The organism is Pantoea sp. EKM21T (assembly GCF_011800405.1).
Lineage (GTDB): Bacteria > Pseudomonadota > Gammaproteobacteria > Enterobacterales > Enterobacteriaceae > Pantoea > Pantoea agglomerans.
Genome location: NZ_JAALFV010000006.1, coordinates 192,970 through 209,741 on the forward strand (window position 1 = coordinate 192,970; position 16,772 = coordinate 209,741).

Sequence of the window (16,772 nt, forward strand, 5' to 3'; positions counted from 1 at the left end):
GTTATCCCAATTGTCGTGCGCCAGCCGTGTCGAGACGGCAGATATGGACGAAGCCTTCATCATTCTGCAGATAGTGCTGGCTCAGCCAGTCAGCCATCCGCTGTGCCGTTTCCATCTGATTGCAAACGGCGAAAAGTGTCGGACCAGAGCCTGAGATACCGCACGCCAGTGCGCCAATATCTTTCGCGGCCTGCCGCGCCTCGGTGAAGCCTGGCAGCAGCCGGGTCCGGTAAGGTTCGGCAATCACATCCTGCATAAGTTTAGCTGCCAGCTGCGGCTGACGCGTATGGCAGGCGTGAATGAAGCCAGCCAGCAAGCGGCCATGCCTGATGCAGTCCTCTTTGCGGTACTGCGCCGGTAAAATGGCGCGCGCTTCTGCGGTTGAGACTTTAATGCCCGGATAGGCCATCACCCACAGCCAGTCATCAAAGCCCGGCACCGCCTGGCTAATGATGTCATTTTCCTGCAGCATCAGCTGAATGCCGCCGAGGAAGCAGGGGGCGACATTATCATAGTGCACGCTGCCGGAGATCCGCCCTTCCAGCTCGCCCATCAGGGTCAGTAACGTACTGTCGCTGAGTGGCTTGCCGCAAAACTCGTTCATCGCCATTAAACCGGCCACCACCGAGCAAGCGCTGGAACCCAGCCCGGAGCCGATGGGCATGTTCTTCTCCAGCGTCATCGCCACCGGGATCGCTTTGCCGATTTCCTGGCAGAAACGCTGCCAGCACTGGTAAACAATATTCTCTTTCGGATCGGCGGGCAGCTTACTGACAAAACGTCCGGCGTTGGTCAGTGAAAACTGCTCTGCCGCTTCTACGGAGACGCAGTCACCCAGCAGGGAGCCATCTACCGGCGAAACCGCCGCGCCCAGCACATCGAAGCCGACGCTGACGTTACCAATCGAGGCCGGTGCGTAAATTTTTACCATGATTAAACTCCCAACTTCCATGACAGCGTCCGCAGCAGGTCGGCAAAAACACCGGCCGCTGTGACATCATTTCCTGCACCGTACCCGCGCAGCACCAGCGGAATCGGTTGATAGTAGCGGCTGTAAAACGCCAGCGCATTCTCGCCGTTTTTCACCTTATAGAGTGGATCGTTGCCGTCAACGGCGTCGATCTTCACTTTGCAGATGCCGCCCTCTTCAATCACGCCAACATAGCGCAATACTTTGCCCTCATCCTGCGCCTGCGCAACCCGGGCGGCAAAAGCGTTATCCAGCTCAGGCAGACGCTGCATAAACTGCTCAATGTCCTGGATTTCGGTCAGGCTGGCGGGCAGCAGCGGCTCAATCTCAATGTCGCTCAGCTCCAGCTGATGACCCGCTTCACGGGCCAGGATTAGCAGCTTACGCGCCACATCGGTGCCGGAGAGGTCGTCACGCGGATCGGGCTCGGTAAAGCCCATCTCACGCGCCATCGTTGTCGCCTGCGACAGTGACATTCCGTCATCCAGCTGGCCGAAAATGTAGGACAGCGAGCCAGAGAGGATACCGGAGAAGCGCAGCAGCTCATCACCGGCGTTCATCAGGTTCTGCAGGTTTTCGATCACCGGCAGTCCGGCGCCGACGTTGGTATCATAAAGGAATTTACGCCGCGATTTGGCAGCGGCGGCGCGCATCTGCTGATAGTAATTCCAGGATGAGGTGTTGGCCTTTTTGTTTGGCGTCACCACATGGAAACCTTCGCTGAGAAAATCAGCATACTGATCGGCGACCGCCTGGCTGGAGGTACAGTCCACAATCACCGGATTGAGCAGATGATACTCTTTCACCAGACGGGTCAGACGACCGAGATTGAACGGCTCTTTCGCTTCGCCTAATGCCGCCTGCCAGTTGCTTAAATCGATGCCGTGGACGTGGGTTAACAGCGCACGGGAGTTAGCGATGCCGCAGACGCGCAGGTCGATATGCTTTTTCTTCAGCCACGCCTGCTGGCGATGTAACTGATCCAGCAGCGCGCCGCCGACGCCGCCGACGCCGACCACAAACACTTCGATTACCTGATCGGTGGCGAACAGCATCTGATGCACCACGCGAACCCCGGTGATCACTTCATCATTGTTCACCACCACCGAGATTGAACGCTCGGAGGAGCCCTGAGCAATCGCCACGATATTGATATTAGCGCGCGCCAGCGCCGAGAAGAATTTGGCTGAAATGCCGCGCAGCGTGCGCATGCCATCGCCCACCACCGAAATCACCGCCAGGTTTTCAATGATATCCAGCGGATCCAGCAGGCCATCTTTCAGCTCCAGGTAGAACTCCTCCTCCAGCACCTGACGCGCCCGCGCCAGCTCGCTCTGCGGCACGCAGAAACTGATGCTGTATTCGGAAGAGGATTGGGTGATCAACACCACCGAGATGCCGGTGCGCGACATCGCCGCAAAGACTCTGGCCGCCATCCCGACCATCCCTTTCATGCCAGGACCGGAGACATTGACCATCGCCATATTATTCAGGTTGGTGATGCCTTTTACCGGGTTCTCATCCTGTTCGCCTTCTGCTCCAATCAGGGTGCCGGGTGCCTGCGGATTGGCCGTGTTTTTGATCAGGCAGGGGATCTGGAACTGGGCAATGGGCGCGATGGTGCGGGGATGCAGCACTTTGGCGCCGAAATAGGAGAGCTCCATCGCCTCCTGATAGGACATCGACTTCAGCAGGCGCGCATCCGGCACCTGACGCGGATCGCAGGTATAGACGCCATCCACATCAGTCCAGATTTCACAGCAGTCGGCGCGCAGACAGGCGGCCAGCACAGCGGCTGAATAGTCAGAACCGTTACGGCCCAGTACGACCAGCTCGCCTCGCTCGTTACCAGCCGTGAAGCCCGCCATCAGGATCATGTTCTGCGGCGGAATCTGACTTGCTTCAATGCGGCGGGTTGATTCGGCGATATCGACAGTAGATTCAAGGTAGTGGCCAACCGCCAGCAATTTTTCCACCGGATCGATCACGCTGACCTCATGGCCGCGCGCCTGCAGCAGCGCTTCCATGACCGCAATCGAGAGTTTTTCACCGCGGCAGATAATCGCCGCGTTGACGCTGTCCGGGCACTGCCCCAGCAGGCTGATACCGTGCAGAACCTGCTTCAGCTGCGCAAACTCCAGGTCAACGCGGGTTTTCAGTCGATCGTACTCAAAGCCCGGCTGCGCGTCAGCCAGTCCCTGCAACAGCTCGCTGAAGATGCGTTCGGCGTCGCTGATATTCGGCAAAGCATCCTGACCACTGATGGTTTTTTCAATCATCGCCACCAGATGGTTAGTGATCTTTGCTGGCGCAGAGAGCACGGTTGCAACCTGTCCTTGTTGCGCATTACTTTCCAGAATGTCAGCGACGCGAAGAAATCGCTCCGCATTCGCTACCGAGGTCCCGCCGAATTTCAGCACTCGCATAATATAAACTCTCCTGAATTTAAGCCGAAAAAAAAGCCCGCACTGTTTAGGTGCGGGCTTATTTTCTGTTTTTCCTGTATGCGTCAGCCCGCACCGTTACCTGTGGTAATGGTGGTGGTAATAATTGTGGTGTTCAGGCTGATTTTACGCATTTAGATTTATTTTCTGTCTGTTTTTGTCTGTCCGTCTTGCTTCCAGAAGTAAAGCAAAGCGCACATTAAGTCAACCCGATTTGTCCGGCGGACAGATTTCCACCACTGCGCACAGCCACCGGTGAAAGCGTAAAACGCTGTTCGATCGGTTGCTATGCAGAAATTCCCTGCGATCTGTTGCTGTAAAATCAGCTTTTTGCCGAGGATTTATCTGTGAGTTTTTTTTCAATATCGTGCAGCAGACGATGCAGCATCGCACTGTCGCGCTGTTCCAGCAGCCCCACCCGCTGATCGATCCAGTCTGACAGCTTCTCATCATCACTGACCTCCAGTTGCGCCAGCAGCTGATGGAAACGCTGACGCAGCGCCTGCAACTGCTGCCCATCCGCCGCAGAGGCTTTTGATGCCTCAACCTGATTCAGCTTCGACAGCTGATAGCAGTAGACCATCACCGCCTGTCCGAGATTGAGTGAAGGATAGTCATTCGCCATCGGGATGCCGGTCAGCAGGTCTACAAGCTCCAGCTCCTCGTTGGTCAGCCCGCTATCTTCGCGGCCAAACACCAGCGCCATACTGTTTACCCACTGGCGTTTCTCCAGCAGTTGCGTTTCAACCTGCTCCGGTGTGGCGTAATAACGAAACTTTGCCCGGCTGCGCGCGGTGGTCGCGACCGAAAAATCGATGTCCGCTAACGCGTCGGCAAGGGTTGCAAAGGTCTGAACGTTGTCGAGAATTTCGCCGGCACCATGTGCCACCCGGCGCGCGGCGGGATCCTGCCAGGCGTCACTGGCAACGATGCGCAGCTGACTGAATCCCATGGTTTTCATGGCACGCGCCGCAGCGCCGATATTTTCTGGCCGCGCGGGCGAGACGAGAATCAGGGGAAAAAGCATATTTATTCCATTGGTCCATTAACATAACGCCATATTAACATGGCTGTTAATGATTCAGTCGCCAGAAGGTAATAAGAAAATCGTGTGTTAACCATGTTAAAACTGGTTAAAAGTGATGGCCTGAATCTTTTTATCCCTGAAACGTGCTTTATTAAAGAAATCATTATTAAACCATTTAACTTCAACGAGATAGAATGTGATTTCCGTCGGGTTTTATTTTGGCCCGACTGCATAAAAAATGTAACGAAAATGATGCTTTTTGTGAGCTAAACAGGCAATCTGCGAGAAGTTTTTCACAAAAGTGTTAACGTGCTACAATTGCATTTGATATAAGTCAACGAAGCGTTGTTTTTATGCTTATCGGTTGTAGTTGGTGCTGTTAGGTTGCTGTTAATACAGTTAGGATATGCGCCATTATCATTAACGCCCGGGGCATGCAATTTTCATCCTGACTGGCTGAGCTAATACTGTTGTTGACGTTGATAGATGGCTTATCAAAATATGATTTCGTACAACGGTTCAGCGCGGCCCGCCGCTCTCGATGATGGAGAACGCCATACCGCTGTACGCCCTGTTTTCAATTTGTTGGCAAATTTTAGGTAGCTAAACATGCAGACCCCGCACATTCTTATCGTTGAAGACGAACTGGTCACGCGTAATACCCTCAAGAGTATTTTTGAGGCGGAAGGTTATGTGGTGTATGAGGCGACTGATGGTGCTGAAATGCATCAGGTGCTGACCGACAATGACGTTAACCTGGTCATCATGGACATCAACCTGCCCGGTAAAAACGGCCTGTTGCTGGCCCGTGAACTGCGTGAGCAGGCCAATGTCGCCCTGATGTTCCTGACCGGCCGTGACAACGAAGTCGATAAAATTCTTGGTCTGGAAATTGGCGCTGACGACTACATCACCAAACCGTTTAATCCGCGTGAGCTGACTATTCGTGCCCGCAACCTGCTGTCGCGCACCATGAATCTGGCCATGCCAGGCGAAGAGCGTCGTCAGGTAGAGAGCTACAAGTTCAACGGTTGGGAGCTGGATATCAACAGCCGCTCACTGATCAACCCGAACGGCGAGCACTACAAACTGCCACGCAGTGAGTTCCGCGCCATGCTGCACTTCTGCGAAAACCCGGGTAAAATTCAGACCCGTGCCGATCTGCTGAAAAAAATGACCGGCCGCGACCTCAAGCCACACGATCGCACTGTCGATGTCACCATCCGTCGTATTCGTAAGCATTTCGAATCAACGCCGGACACGCCAGAGATCATCGCCACCATTCATGGTGAAGGTTATCGCTTCTGCGGTGACCTGCAGGATTAAACCCCTGTCAGACGCGGCAAATAAAAAACGCCCCTGCGGGCGTTTTTTTTGTCCTTAGTGTGACGGCATAATCAGTGCCACGGCATAATTGGCACAGCGCTAATCGCATTTTTCGGTGAGCCATCAACCACTTTATCGGAATAGGTCAGATAGACCAGGGCGTTGCGCTTTTTGTCGAAGAAGCGTACAACCTGCAGCTTCTTGAAGATCAATGAGGTGCGCTGGCGGAATACCACTTCACCCTCTGCTTTGCCCTGAGCGATTTTATCACTCAGTTCGACCGGACCCACCTGCTGACAGGAAATCGCGGCATCAGAGGTATCTTCTGCCAGACCCAGTCCGCCTTTAATACCCCCGGTTTTCGCCCGACTGATATAACAGGTTACATTTTTAACGTCCGGATCATCGAAAGCCTCAACGACAATCTTGTGGTCAGGCCCGAATATCTTGAATACCGTATCAACAGAGCCAATCTGTTCGGCAAACAGCGGGCTGGAAAAGGTCAGCGTGGTCAGCGCAGCGATCATAAGTCGGAATATTGTCATGGAGTTACCATTGCAAATGGAATAGATGAGAATGTAATGTACTGTTAATCGAGTTAATGACCAAACCAAAACGGGTTGAAGCCCGTACTGATTTAGCACAACCTTCCCCGGAAAACGGCCCACGTCTTTTGAGCAATGAGTGCTAATATTCTTCGAATGCGTTTAGCTGCACCACCAGAGTATGAGGATGTTTTATGGACCAAGCCGGTATCATTCGCGATTTGCTTGTCTGGCTGGAGAGCCATCTGGATCAACCCCTTTCACTGGACAATGTTGCCCAGAAAGCCGGTTACTCTAAATGGCATTTACAGAGGATGTTTAAAGACGTAACCGGACACGCAATAGGTGCCTATATTCGTGCGCGTCGTCTGTCTAAAGCCGCCGTGGCGCTGCGCCTGACCAGCCGCCCGATTCTGGACATCGCACTGCAGTATCGTTTTGATTCACAACAGACTTTTACTCGCGCATTCAAGAAGCAGTTTGCTCAGACACCGGCGTGGTATCGCCGCTCTTCCGACTGGAACTCATTCGGTATTCGTCCCCCTATTCGCCTGGATGATGAGACGCAGCCGGAACCGGCTTTCGTCACCTTACCGGAGACGGTGCTGGTAGGACAAACCCAGAACTACACCTGTATTCTGGAGCAGATTTCCAGCTACCGCGACGAAATGCGTATTCATTTCTGGAAGCAGTTCCTGCTGGAAACCGACACGGTGCCGCCGGTACTATATGGCCTGCATCAGGTGCGCGCCAGCCAGGACAAAGATGATGAGCAGGAGATTCTCTACACCACGGCGGTGCCTGCTGACAGCGCGGTCAACCTGCACTCCGGGCAGAACGTGATTCTGGAAGCGGGCGACTACGTGCAGTTCACCTATACCGGCCCGCGCGTCAATCTGCAGGAGTTTATTCTGCTGCTCTATGGCACCTGCATGCCGACGCTGGGGCTGACCCGCCGTCAGGGACAGGACATCGAACGCTTTTACACCGATGGCGGTAAAAAACGCGCTGAGCCACCGACCGAGATCCGTTGCGAATATCTGATTCCCATTCGCCGCCAGACCGTAGCCAGCTGACGTTAAGGCTGCCGTCATCGCGACGGCAGCCTTAAGTAAATCAGCGTTGAAGCTCGTCGAGTGCAGGCGCATCCAGATGGGAAATATCCCCCGCCGTCTCGACAATCCAGCCTTCTGCCAGCCAGGCGCTCTGCTGATAATCAACACGTGAGAGTGAGCAGTTACGCAGACGCAGACGACGTTCCGCATAGGCGGGCAGACCGAGGATCGTGCTGACCAGCGCCCCCAGCGCCATACCGTGACTGACGAGCAGTGGACGGCTTCCGGCAGGAAGATCAAGACAGGCATTCAGCGCGGCGTGCATGCGCGTCGCCATCTCAGTCATCGACTCCCCTTCAGGAATACGGCCCCCTTCGGTGCCGTTGACCAGCGTGGCGCGCCACTGCTCTTCTTCCGCGGTTAAGCCATCCAGCGGACGCTTCTCCAGCACCCCCATATTCAGCTCACGCAACCGCGGATCAAGCGTGACTGAGCAACCGCAGGCATCCGCAATAATCTCCGCGGTGCGGCGCGTACGCCCCAGATCGCTGGCAATAATGTGCGTAATGCCCAGATGTTTCACGCGCTCACCCACCTGCCAGGCTTGCTGCTCACCTTTTTCCGTCAGCGGACTGTCGGACTGACCCTGAATGCGACGCTCCGCATTCCATACCGTTTCACCGTGACGAACAAGATAGACCTGTAGCATGTTAGTTTCCGTTATACTGCGACAAAAATCGCTTTAGAGCTTACCCCATCAGGCGTCATTGTTGCAGTCAGTCTGCACACGGAGAGCGCGAAACAACCGGCGCGTACGGAAAGTACGTGAGGATTGTGAGCACTGCCCGGGTTCAGAATGACAAATCAAACAGCCCGATAGGCCAGGCGCTTAATCACCTGAGGGTTCAACCAATTATGTACCATGTTGTCGCAGCCACCACCAATCCAGCGAAAATTCATGCGATTGCTCAGGCATTCAACGACGTTTTCGGCGAGGGATCCTGCCATATTGAAGGGGTCGAGGTCGATAGCGGCGTAGCAGCACAACCGTTAACCCATCTCGAAACGCGAACTGGCGCACGTCAGCGCGTGATGAATGCCCGGCAGGTCCGGCCAGAAGCGGCGTTCTGGGTAGCGATTGAGGCGGGCATTGAAGATGACAGCGCGTTTGCCTGGATGGTGGTAGAAAATCAGAAGCAGCGCGGCGAATCGCGCTCGGCCAGTTTCACCCTGCCGCCGGTGGTGCTGGCGGGTCTGCGTGAAGGCCGGGAGCTGGGCGAAGAGATGGCGCGGTTAACCGGCATCGAAAATATTAAACACCAGGGTGGCGCTATCGGGGCGTTCACAAACGGCCTGCTCAGCCGCTCCAGTGTCTATCATCAGGCACTGATTCTGGCGCTCTGCCCGTTCATCCATCCGCTTTACCAGCAGTGATCAGGCGCGTCCCAGACGCGCCTCCAGCCAGCGTTTCAGCTCCGGCGGCGCCTCTTTCAGGCTGTTCGAGCCACGTGTAATGGTCGCGATGCCGACGCCAAGCTCATTTTTCAGTTCACGCTGGCTCATCTCGCCGTTCATTAACTCTTCGATAATCCGCAGGCGGGTGCCGAACGCTTCCCGCTCGTCGGGCGTCATCATCAGTTGCATCAGTGGCAGCGCATGACCATCAGCAAAGGCCTGCTGCATCAGCACGACAAAGCGCTGCCAGCTATCTTCTGCCGGATGCGCATCGGTGGGGGAATCAGAATGGGTCATGAAGAGGCTTCCGTACTCGCTAAAGAGTACGGAAGCTTAGCACAGCTAGTAACGGCGATTCCACTCAGCATCTGACAGGATCTTGTCAGGCTTGCCCATGAAGTGACGATAGTAGGCGTCGTACGCCAGCACATTCTTCACATAGCCACGCGTTTCAGAGAACGGGATGGTCTCGATAAACGCGACGGCATCAAGATTGCCTGCACTGGTTTTCTGCCAGCTTCGCACCCGGCCCGGCCCGGCATTGTAGGCCGCCGAGGCGAAGATCCGGTTCTGATTGAACTGCTGATAGACATATTCCAGATACTGGGTGCCGATCTGAATATTGGTTTCCGGATCGAGCAGCTGGCTGGTGTTGCTGTAGCCAGGGATGTTGTACATCTTCACGGTATGCGCCGCCGTGGCAGGCATAATCTGCATCAGACCGCTGGCGCCGACCGGTGAACGCGCTTTCGGATTCCAGGCGCTCTCCTGACGCGAAATCGCCATCGCATAGCTTGGCGGGATCTGCTTCACCGCGGTGTTGCGCTCATAGACGCTCTGCCACGCCAGCGGGAAACGCTCTTTCAGGCTGTCCCACATTTTGGCCGTGATGGTCGCCTGCACGCTGAGATCCCACCAGTCCTGCTCATTGGCGTAGCGCGCCAGCATCTGCTGCTGCGTGTGCGTGCGGCTGCCGATCAGGTTGCTCCACTCGCTGCGCGCCAGGTTATCCAGACCCCAGTACATCAGCTCGCGAACGCGGGCCAGCTCAGGTCCCTGCACCGTGGCACTGTCAGGCTTCGGCGCTTCATCCACCTGCAACGGGTAGTCAACGCCCAGCCGCTGCGCGGCCACCATTGGATAGAAGCCACGCGCCTGCATCAGTTTGCGCAGGATCTCTTCCGCTTCCTCTTTACGATCTTTCTCAAACAGCAGATCGGCCTGCCAGTACTGCCACTCATCTTTCTCTTTGGCTTCCAGCGGCAGACGGGCGATCCAGGTGTTGAGGCCGCGTCGGTCATGCTGAGAGAGTGCCAGTCGTACCCGGCGTTCTACCAGCGCGGTAGACTCGCTGTTCATCACCACCGCATCGCGCCAGCGTGCCTGCTCAGAGGTGAGATCGCTGCCCATCATGCGCCAGACCACAATCTCCTTCAGCGCCTGCTCATCCTCCGGTCCCATCTTCTGCGCCCGGACCAGGATCGGAATCAGGCTGCGGGCATTTTCCATGTCCTGCCGCGCCACACGCGTAAAGGCGTAAATCGTCGCCTGGCGGGTAAAGTCGGTTGGCCCGACGGCGCTGGCGAAGGTGCTGACCGTTAACGGGTCCTGCTGCAGGGCCTGTATCGCGTCAGACATGGTCTGATAGTCAGTTGGCAACGTTTTCGCCAGATAGCTCACCAGGCTGTCGTTGCCTGCTTTCATCGCCAGCCGGATACGCTCCAGGATCGTAATTGGCGAAATCTGACCGGACGCCTGCCAGACCGAAAAGAGCTTATCGCAGTCCGCGGGCAGCGCCGTGCCGCGCAGCCAGATCTGCTTCGCGCCGTCAAACGCGGCCTGCTGCTGACCGGTGGCCCATTTGGCGTAATACCAGTTACAGCGTGCCTGCACCGGCTTAGGTTCGGTCGGACTGAAGTTCAGCACACCCTGCCAGTCCTGTCGGTAAGCCAGCACATTAATAAAGCGGGTGCTGAGCGAACGCGCGGGTGGCAACGTTGGATACTGGCGAATAAAGTTCTGTACCGCCAGGGTGGTCTCCTGATCGAGATCCTGTGCCAGCAGGCGATATTGCAGATAAGGATAGAGCGGATAATCCTGTAGCGTGGGCAACAGCTGATCCACGGTGGCCATCTGATTGCTGTCCCAGGCCTGTTTAATTTGTTGATAACGTTGCCGTTGTTGATCAAGCGAATCGGCCCATGCGCTGCTGGCCGTGCCGGCCATGCAGATCCCTATCATCCAGTTACGCCACTTCACCACGTAAATCTCCTCTGTTGCTGGGGCCGGCGAGTTGCCAGACAGTCTTCATGCTAACCAGGCCACCGGACTCTTGCCATGTTCTTCACAAAATTTACGCACACGAAAGGTAAACGCACCGTCATCGTTCAGCGTACGCGCCGTAATTGTGCAAATTATCATCAGAAAATCTTATCACCGAACGCATTAAACTGTTGAATCATCGCGTTAAAAAAGTGGCACAGCCTTTGCTCTGTTGAATTCCATCTTGTATACCAGCTGGAATTCTTCGTATGACTTCAACCTTTGGCCTGACGCTTCACACCTGGCAGCAGCGCTATCAGCAGGCGCCGCAACAGATTACTTCGCTGCTGAGCGCACACCTGGCGGCTCTCGACACGCACGATAATGCCTGGATCTATCTGGCGACACCGGAGCAGTTAGCGGCTCAGATTGAGCCACTGCTGGCGCACTATCAGCGCGATCCCGGATCGCTGCCGCTGTTTGGTGTTCCCTTCGCCGTCAAAGACAACATTGATGTGGCGGGCTGGCCGACCAGCGCCGCCTGCACCGCCTTTACCTATACCGCCAGCGAAGACGCGGTAGCGGTCGCCCGGCTGAAAGCCGCCGGCGCGATAGTCATCGGCAAAACCAACCTCGATCAGTTCGCTACCGGCCTGGTGGGCACCCGCTCCCCGTTTGGCGCGGTCAGTAACACCTTTGATGCCGATTACGTCAGTGGCGGCTCCAGCTCCGGCTCCGCATCGGTGCTGGCGCGCGGGCTGGTCGCCTTTTCACTGGGCACCGATACCGCGGGATCGGGCCGCGTTCCGGCGGGCTTTAACAATATTGTCGGACTGAAGCCGACCAAGGGCTGGTTCTCTGCACGCGGCGTGGTGCCCGCCTGCCGCCTCAACGACACGATTTCCGTGTTTGCGCTGACGGCAGAAGATGCCTTTAGCGTCGCCAGCGTCATGGGTGGCTATGATGCCGGTGACGCCTATTCGCGCATTAATCCGCGCACCGCACCGGCCAGCCTGCCCGTCCATCCCCATTTTGCGGTACCTTTGAACCCGGAGTTTTTTGATGATGCCGCCGCCGAAGCCGCCTGGGACCAGGCGCTGGAGGCATTGCAGGCGGGTGGCGTGACGCTGCACCCTATCGACTTCACCCCGTTCCGGAAGCTGGCTGAACAGCTCTACTACGGTGCCTGGGTCGCCGAACGCACGGCGGCGGTGGGCGGGATGCTTGATCGCCCGGCGGAGATGGATCCGGTGGTACACGAGATTATCGCCAGTGGCCTGAAATACAGCGCAGTCGATGCCTACAAGGCGGAGTATCTGCGGGCCGAACTGACGCGTCAGATTCAGCAGACGCTGGCACAGTTTGACGCGCTGGTGGTGCCGACCTCGCCCACGATTCATACCCTGGAGGAGATGAAGCAGGAGCCGATTCACTTCAACTCGCAGTTCGGCACCTATACCAACTTTACCAACCTTGCCGACCTCGCCGCGCTGGCGCTGCCCGCACCGTTTCGCAATGACGATCTCCCGGCAGGCATCACGCTGATTGCGCCCGCCTGGCACGATCGGGCGCTGGCTGAGTTTGGCATTCGCTGGCAGCAGCAGCTTGCTCTGCCACTGGGCGCGACCGGCCAGCCCTGCCCTGCCTGGCGCACCAGCCTGCCCGCCTCCGCCGACCATGTCCGGCTGGCGGTAGTGGGCGCGCATCTCACCGGAATGCCGCTTAATTTCCAGCTCACCGATCGCCATGCCGTCTGGGTGGAAGAGACGAAGACCGCGCCACACTATCGCCTGTTTGCCCTGCTGGAGGGCGCGATCAAAAAACCCGGCCTGATGCGTGACGAACAGGGCGCCGCTATCACCGTGGAGCTGTGGGATATCCCGCTGGCGCGCTTTGGTGAGTTTGTGGCCGAGATTCCCGCACCGCTGGGCATCGGCAGCCTGACGCTGGCGGATGGGCGGGTGGTGAAAGGCTTTATCTGCGAAGGCGCGGCGCTGAACAACGCGCTGGAGATTACTGAGACGGGCGGCTGGCGCAACTGGCTGGCATCACAGGGGAGTCACTGATCATGTTCACCACCGTACTGATTGCCAACCGCGGCGAAATTGCCTGTCGCGCCATTCGGACGCTGAAGCGCCTGGGCGTCAAAAGTGTCGCGGTCTATTCAGATACTGACCGCAACGCGCAGCACGTTAAGCAGGCGGATATCGCTATCGCGCTGGGCGGCGATAAAGCCAGCGACAGCTATCTGCGCATCGACAAAATTCTGGCGGCGGCTCAGCAGAGCGGCGCCCAGGCTATCTGGCCGGGCTACGGTTTTCTTTCAGAAAGCCAGCCGTTTGCCGAAGCCTGTGAAGCGGCGGGGATCGCCTTTGTCGGCCCCACCGCGCAGCAGATTGGTGAGTTCGGCCTTAAGCACCGTGCCCGTGAGCTGGCAGCCAGTGCAGGTGTACCAATGACGCCCGGCACACCGCTGCTTGCGTCGCTGGAGGAGGCGATGCAGGCGGCCGATAAGATCGGCTATCCGGTGATGCTGAAAAGCACGGCGGGCGGCGGCGGCATTGGCCTGACGCGCTGCGCCGACGCCGGTGCGCTCGCCAGCGCCTGGGAGAGCGTACGCCGTCTTGGCGAGCAGTTCTTCAGTGATGCGGGCGTGTTTCTGGAGCGCTGCATCGATCGCGCCCGCCACGTAGAAGTGCAGATTTTTGGTGACGGTAACGGCACTGTGGTCGCGCTGGGTGAACGCGACTGCTCACTGCAGCGCCGCAATCAAAAGGTGGTGGAAGAGACGCCCGCGCCCGGCCTGTCTCCGGCGACGCGTGACGCCCTGCTCGCCTCGGCGGTGCGGCTCGGCGAGCGGGTAAACTACCGCAGCGCAGGCACCGTGGAGTATATCTACGACGTCGACCAGCAGGCCTTTTACTTTCTGGAAGTGAACACCCGCCTGCAGGTGGAGCATCCGGTCACTGAGTGCGTCACCGGACTCGATCTGGTGGAGTGCATGTTGCAGGTGGCGGCGGGCGATGCGGTTGACTGGTCACGTCTGCAGCAGGCGCCGCAGGGCGCCGCCATTGAAGTGCGGCTCTATGCGGAAGATCCACTCAAGAACTTTCAGCCCAGCCCCGGCCTGCTAACCGGCGTAACTTTCCCTGACGGCGTGCGGGTCGACAGCGGCATCGAAACCGGCAGCGAGGTCTCCAGCTTCTACGATCCGATGATCGCCAAACTGATCGTGCATGCCGACACCCGCGATGCGGCGCTGGAAAAACTTCGCCATGCGCTGGATGCCACTCAGCTGCACGGCATCGCCACCAACCTCGACTATCTGCGCCAGATTACCGCCAGCGACGCGTTTCGCAGCGGCAACGTCTGGACGCGCTACCTCGACAGCGTGGTGCCTGCCTCCTCCGTGGTGGAAGTGCTGCAACCTGGTACCTTCAGTTCGGTTCAGGACTATCCAGGCCGCCTCGGCTACTGGGATATCGGCGTGCCGCCTTCCGGCCCGATGGATGACTTCGCTTTCCGGCTGGCTAACCGCATCGTCGGTAATCATGACGCGGCGGCGGGGCTGGAATTTACCCTGCAGGGGCCGACGCTGCGTTTCCACTGTGATGCCATCGTGGCGCTGACCGGTGCTGACTGCGACGCCACGCTGGAGGGCGAACCGGTCAGCACCTGGCAGCCGCTGGCGGTGAAAGCGGGAGAGACTCTGGCGCTGGGACGCGCCCGGACGGGCTGCCGCAGCTATCTGGCCGTACGTAACGGCTTCGACGTGCCGGAGTATCTGGGCAGCCGCAGCACCTTTTCGCTGGGCCAGTTTGGCGGTCACGCCGGACGCACCCTGCGGGTTGCCGATATGCTGGCGATCTCCCAGCCTGATCGGGCAGCCTGCACCACGCCTGCCCCGGTCAGCGATCCGCAGCCGCTCGATGCGGCGCTGATTCCGCACTACGGCAGCGAGTGGCGCATCGGCGTGCTCTACGGCCCGCACGGCGCACCGGACTTCTTCACCCAGGCCGCCATCGATGCGTTCTTCGCCAGTGACTGGCAGGTGCACTACAACTCCAACCGCCTCGGCGTGCGGCTGGTCGGCCCGAAACCGACCTGGACCCGCGCCAACGGCGGCGAAGCGGGCCTGCATCCCTCCAACGTTCACGACTGTGAATATGCCATTGGCGCGGTCAATTTCACCGGCGACTTCCCGGTGATCCTGACGCATGACGGCCCAAGCCTCGGCGGCTTTGTCTGTCCGGTGACTATCGCCAAAGCCGAGCTGTGGAAAGTGGGCCAGGTTAAACCTGGCGACACCATCCGCTTCCACCCCATCACCGCAGACGATGCGCTGGCGCGGGAAAAAGCGCAGATGCATCTGATTGAGACATTGCGGCCTGAGCATCCGCCCACATTTGCCGTGCCGTCACTGGCCGAAACCGCCCACGGTTCCGCCACGATTCTGGCCGCTCTGGAGGCCACGACCAGCACGCCGAAAGTGGTCTATCGCCAGGCGGGCGACAAATATGTGCTGATTGAGTATGGCGACAATGTGCTGGATCTGGCGCTGCGTCTGCGTGTCCATCTGCTGATGAATGCGCTGACGGCGCAGGCGGAGCCCGGCGTAGAGGAGCTGTCGCCTGGCGTGCGTTCGCTGCAGGTGCGCTACGACAGCCGCATCATTAACCAGTCCCGGCTGATGTCGCTGCTGCTGGCGCTGGAAGCGACGCTGGGCGACGTCAGCACGCTGAAAGTGCCCTCCCGCGTGGTGTGGATGCCGATGGCATTTGAAGACAGCGCCACGCTGGGTGCCGTCAGCCGCTATCAGGAGACGGTGCGCGCCAGCGCCCCCTGGCTGCCCAACAACGTGGACTTTATCCAGCGGATTAATGGCTTAAGCAGCCGCGATGAGGTGCGCGATACCCTGTTCAACGCCAGCTATCTGGTGCTGGGGCTGGGCGACGTCTACCTTGGCGCGCCCTGTGCCGTTCCGATCGATCCACGCCATCGCCTGCTGAGTTCCAAATACAGTCCGGCGCGCACCTTCACCGCCGAAGGTACCGTAGGGATCGGCGGCATGTACATGTGCATCTACGGCATGGATTCGCCCGGTGGCTATCAGCTGGTGGGCCGCACGCTGCCCATCTGGAACACCTTCCTGAAAAATCCGCAGTTCGCTACCGATGCGCCGTGGCTGCTGCGCTTCTTCGATCAGGTGCGCTTCTATCCGGTGAGTGAAACCGAACTGACCCAGCTGCGCGAAGATTTCCGCGAAGGCCGCGCCAGCCTGCGTATTGAAGAGACGCAGTTTGATTTTGCCGCCCACCAGCAGTTCCTCGCCGACCACGCCGCTGAAATTGCAGCGTTCCGCCAGCGCCAGGCCGCCGCCTTTGAACAGGAAGTGCAGCTATGGGCGCAGGAAGAGCAGAACGCGCCGCCGGAGGATGAAACGCGCGCCAGCGTCAGCGAAGAGGAGGAAAACGGGCTACCGGTGCAGGCGGATCTCAATGGCAACATCTGGAAAGTGCTGGTGCAGCCGGGCGACGAGGTCAGCGCCGGGCAGACGCTGATTATCGTAGAGGCGATGAAGATGGAGCTGGCGATAGTCGCCCCGCAGGCCGGTCGTGTGACGCGGATTGCCTGTCAGGCGGGCCGTCCGGTCAGTCCTGGCGATAACCTGCTGTGGCTGGAATAAGG

Annotated in this window: 13 protein-coding genes and 1 other annotated feature; of the genes, 5 read left to right on the forward strand and 8 right to left on the reverse strand. The window is 58.1% G+C overall.

Annotated elements, in window-relative coordinates; genetic code table 11:
- Position 1: 1 nt before the first annotated feature.
- From thrB to HFD87_RS14025, 4 genes are all read right to left on the reverse strand, one after another.
- On the reverse strand, positions 2-931 hold the full coding sequence (gene thrB / locus HFD87_RS14010) for a homoserine kinase (RefSeq protein WP_010671694.1): 930 nt from the start codon (positions 929-931) through the stop codon (positions 2-4).
- A gap of 2 nt (positions 932-933) precedes the next feature.
- On the reverse strand, positions 934-3,396 hold the full coding sequence (gene thrA, locus HFD87_RS14015) for a bifunctional aspartate kinase/homoserine dehydrogenase I (RefSeq protein WP_167423570.1): 2,463 nt from the start codon (positions 3,394-3,396) through the stop codon (positions 934-936).
- Between the two features lie 26 nt (positions 3,397-3,422).
- Positions 3,423-3,541: a sequence feature (Thr leader region), on the reverse strand.
- Entirely contained in the window at positions 3,480-3,548 is a 69-nt protein-coding gene (gene thrL / locus HFD87_RS14020; RefSeq protein ID WP_071591720.1) for a thr operon leader peptide, read from the reverse strand. It overlaps the preceding feature by 62 nt.
- Before the next feature lie 188 nt (positions 3,549-3,736).
- Positions 3,737-4,441, reverse strand: a complete 705-nt coding sequence (locus HFD87_RS14025) for a tRNA/rRNA methyltransferase (RefSeq protein ID WP_010253680.1) — start codon at positions 4,439-4,441, stop codon at positions 3,737-3,739.
- A 609-nt stretch (positions 4,442-5,050) separates the two neighbouring features.
- On the opposite strand from HFD87_RS14025, the gene arcA reads away from it, so the two are divergent.
- Positions 5,051-5,767 (forward strand): two-component system response regulator ArcA, encoded by a 717-nt coding sequence (arcA, locus tag HFD87_RS14030; protein WP_010253677.1) that lies wholly within the window; start codon positions 5,051-5,053, stop codon positions 5,765-5,767.
- A gap of 71 nt (positions 5,768-5,838) precedes the next feature.
- Here arcA and creA read toward each other — a convergent pair whose 3' ends face one another.
- A complete protein-coding gene (gene creA, locus HFD87_RS14035; RefSeq protein WP_010253671.1) occupies positions 5,839-6,312 on the reverse strand; it encodes a protein CreA in 474 nt (157 codons plus the stop codon).
- Positions 6,313-6,506: 194 nt separating this feature from the next.
- On the opposite strand from creA, the gene robA reads away from it, so the two are divergent.
- Positions 6,507-7,388, forward strand: coding sequence for an MDR efflux pump AcrAB transcriptional activator RobA (gene robA, locus HFD87_RS14040; RefSeq protein ID WP_033756504.1), 882 nt, complete (start codon positions 6,507-6,509; stop codon positions 7,386-7,388).
- A gap of 40 nt (positions 7,389-7,428) precedes the next feature.
- On the opposite strand, the gene gpmB is transcribed toward robA, so the two are convergent.
- Positions 7,429-8,076: a 2,3-diphosphoglycerate-dependent phosphoglycerate mutase GpmB gene (gene gpmB, locus HFD87_RS14045; RefSeq protein ID WP_010253664.1), complete on the reverse strand. Its 648-nt coding sequence runs from the start codon at positions 8,074-8,076 to the stop codon at positions 7,429-7,431.
- A gap of 206 nt (positions 8,077-8,282) precedes the next feature.
- Between gpmB and yjjX the strand changes: the two genes are divergently transcribed.
- Entirely contained in the window at positions 8,283-8,801 is a 519-nt protein-coding gene (gene yjjX / locus HFD87_RS14050) for an inosine/xanthosine triphosphatase (protein WP_010253660.1), read from the forward strand.
- Here the strand turns inward: yjjX and trpR are convergent, their stop codons facing one another.
- Positions 8,802-9,119, reverse strand: coding sequence for a trp operon repressor (gene trpR, locus HFD87_RS14055; RefSeq protein WP_010253656.1), 318 nt, complete (start codon positions 9,117-9,119; stop codon positions 8,802-8,804).
- 45 nt (positions 9,120-9,164) lie between these two features.
- A complete protein-coding gene (gene sltY, locus HFD87_RS14060) occupies positions 9,165-11,084 on the reverse strand; it encodes a murein transglycosylase (protein WP_010253653.1) in 1,920 nt (639 codons plus the stop codon).
- A 269-nt stretch (positions 11,085-11,353) separates the two neighbouring features.
- On the opposite strand from sltY, the gene atzF reads away from it, so the two are divergent.
- Both atzF and uca read left to right on the forward strand, forming a co-directional pair.
- Positions 11,354-13,150: an allophanate hydrolase gene (gene atzF, locus HFD87_RS14065; RefSeq protein WP_167423571.1), complete on the forward strand. Its 1,797-nt coding sequence runs from the start codon at positions 11,354-11,356 to the stop codon at positions 13,148-13,150.
- A 2-nt stretch (positions 13,151-13,152) separates the two neighbouring features.
- On the forward strand, positions 13,153-16,770 hold the full coding sequence (uca, locus tag HFD87_RS14070) for an urea carboxylase (protein WP_022625380.1): 3,618 nt from the start codon (positions 13,153-13,155) through the stop codon (positions 16,768-16,770).
- Positions 16,771-16,772: the final 2 nt, after the last annotated feature.

Excerpts from the sequence above, each read along its gene's own strand:
- thrB (WP_010671694.1), bottom strand. The coding sequence starts at position 931 with ATGGTAAAAATTTACGCACCGGCCTCGATTGGTAACGTCAGCGTCGGC.
- thrA (WP_167423570.1), bottom strand. The coding sequence starts at position 3,396 with ATGCGAGTGCTGAAATTCGGCGGGACCTCGGTAGCGAATGCGGAGCGA.
- HFD87_RS14025 (WP_010253680.1), bottom strand. The coding sequence starts at position 4,441 with ATGCTTTTTCCCCTGATTCTCGTCTCGCCCGCGCGGCCAGAAAATATC.
- arcA (WP_010253677.1), top strand. The coding sequence starts at position 5,051 with ATGCAGACCCCGCACATTCTTATCGTTGAAGACGAACTGGTCACGCGT.
- creA (WP_010253671.1), bottom strand. The coding sequence starts at position 6,312 with ATGACAATATTCCGACTTATGATCGCTGCGCTGACCACGCTGACCTTT.
- robA (WP_033756504.1), top strand. The coding sequence starts at position 6,507 with ATGGACCAAGCCGGTATCATTCGCGATTTGCTTGTCTGGCTGGAGAGC.
- gpmB (WP_010253664.1), bottom strand. The coding sequence starts at position 8,076 with ATGCTACAGGTCTATCTTGTTCGTCACGGTGAAACGGTATGGAATGCG.
- yjjX (WP_010253660.1), top strand. The coding sequence starts at position 8,283 with ATGTACCATGTTGTCGCAGCCACCACCAATCCAGCGAAAATTCATGCG.
- trpR (WP_010253656.1), bottom strand. The coding sequence starts at position 9,119 with ATGACCCATTCTGATTCCCCCACCGATGCGCATCCGGCAGAAGATAGC.
- atzF (WP_167423571.1), top strand. The coding sequence starts at position 11,354 with ATGACTTCAACCTTTGGCCTGACGCTTCACACCTGGCAGCAGCGCTAT.
- uca (WP_022625380.1), top strand. The coding sequence starts at position 13,153 with ATGTTCACCACCGTACTGATTGCCAACCGCGGCGAAATTGCCTGTCGC.